Origin of the sequence: Mesorhizobium sp. M7A.F.Ca.US.002.01.1.1 (genome assembly GCF_004022955.1) — a bacterium.
Lineage (GTDB): Bacteria > Pseudomonadota > Alphaproteobacteria > Rhizobiales > Rhizobiaceae > Mesorhizobium > Mesorhizobium ciceri.
In genome coordinates, this window is the sequence record NZ_RZQE01000784.1 from 1 (window position 1) to 1736 (window position 1736).

The 1736-nt window shown below is 62.3% G+C and carries 2 protein-coding genes; one reads left to right on the plus strand and one right to left on the minus strand.

The window, feature by feature from the left end; all coding sequences use genetic code 11:
* Positions 1-512, minus strand: a 512-nt coding sequence (locus EN932_RS35390) for a GntR family transcriptional regulator (protein WP_128369486.1), incomplete at its 3' end; no start/stop codon positions are given.
* Between the two features lie 239 nt (positions 513-751).
* Here EN932_RS35390 and EN932_RS35395 point away from each other — a divergent pair.
* A partial coding sequence (locus EN932_RS35395; RefSeq protein ID WP_164890822.1) for a spermidine/putrescine ABC transporter substrate-binding protein occupies positions 752-1736 on the plus strand: 985 nt, incomplete at its 3' end.

Below are 1736 nucleotides of genomic sequence, written 5' to 3' on the forward strand. Positions count from 1 at the left end.
AGCAGCAAGCGGAACTCGTAGCTGTCGCCTTGCGCTTCCGGATCGTCGGGCGTGCGCCGAAACAGCCAGGACTGGCCAGGCGCACGATCCAGCAGATTCTCTTCGGTCAGTTTGTTCAACGCTTTTAATACCGTCTTGCGCTCGGCACTGTAGCGCCGCATCAATCCCGCGACGGTCACCGTCTGGTCCAGTCGCCGCGCCGAGCGGTCGCGCAGGATCGCCTCGGCCAACTCGTCCTCCTCGGCAGCGGGCAATTCCGTGGCGACCGAAGCCTGCGCGGTGAGGTCGATGGCCAGATGATAACCGGACTCCGCCTCCCAGCGCACGACGCCCCGTTCCGCGAGCAGGCCGAGTGCCGCCCGCACCGGCGTGCGCGAGACATTGCACAGCGACGCGATCTGCTGCTCGGGCAAGCGTGCACCGGGCTCGAAGCCGCGCTGGCGCGCCACATCCAGGATGCGCTGCGCCAGATCAAGATGGTTGGTGCGGGGTCGTCTGGCTGCGGCTTGCATGGCTGGTCCAGCGGAAAACGAGATGACCGCATTGATTTGACCGATCGCCCGAACGGACGCAATCGGCCAGTTTCCTCGGTCGTTTGACAAATTATGGATTGACGTACTTTTTTCTGCAATAGTACTGTCAGCACAATCGGCGAGAAAAAGACCGAGGGAACAGGATCGAGGCAGCGGCAAGGGTCGCAAGCGTTGGTCCGGCGAATGAAATTCGACGATCAACCGAATGGGAGTCTGTCATGACCGCTACCAGCCTGCGGCGCCGTGCGCTGAAAACATCTTCGATCGCACTTGGCCTGGCCTTGGCGCTGTCCGCGCCGGCGACGGCTGCCGACCTCGTCATTTCCAACTGGGACGGCTACATGGCACCCGACGCCATGGCCGCCTTCAAGACCGCAACCGGCGTTTCGGGCGAAGTGGTGGTGCATGCCACCAATGAAGAGATCATGGGCAAGCTGATCGCCGCCGGCGGCAAGGGCTATGACGTGGTCTTTGTCTCCTCACCCTTCGCCGAGGTGCTGAACAAGCTCGGCCTGACCGAGCCGATCGACCACGCCAAGATCCCCAACCTCGCCAACCTCTATCCGGAAGCAGCCAAGCTGCCGCACGATGTCGGCAATGCCTTCTCGGTGCCCTACACCTGGGGCACCACCGGCCTCTGCTATCGCTCGGATCTGATGAAGGTCGCACCGGCCAGCTGGAGCGACCTGCTCGCGCCCTCCGACGAATTGAAGGGCAAGACCACCATGCTGGCGACCGACCGCTGGCTGCTGGCCGCCGGCCAGCTCGACAAGGGCTATTCGGTCAACGAAACCGACCCGGCCAAGATGGCCGAGGTCAAGGATCTGCTGATCTCGGCCAAGAAGACCCTGCTCGCCTATGACGACACCACCTTCTATTCCAAGCTGGTGTCCGGCGAGGCACTGATGGTGCAGGCCTGGGACGGCTGGTGCAATTACGGCATCGCCGAAAAGCCGGAGATCAAATACGTCATTCCCAAGGAAGGTTCGGACCTCTGGGTCGACACGATGGTGGTGATGAAGGCCTCCGCCAACAAGGACGCCGCCTTCCAGTTCATCAACTTCATGCTCGACGCCAAGAACCACGCCTGGGCGGCGCAGAACATCGACTACAAGGTGCCGAACAAGCCGGCCATGGAGAGCCTGCCGGCCGATTTTCTGGCAAAATTCCCCAACATGGCGATGCCGGTGGCCGATCTCGTCA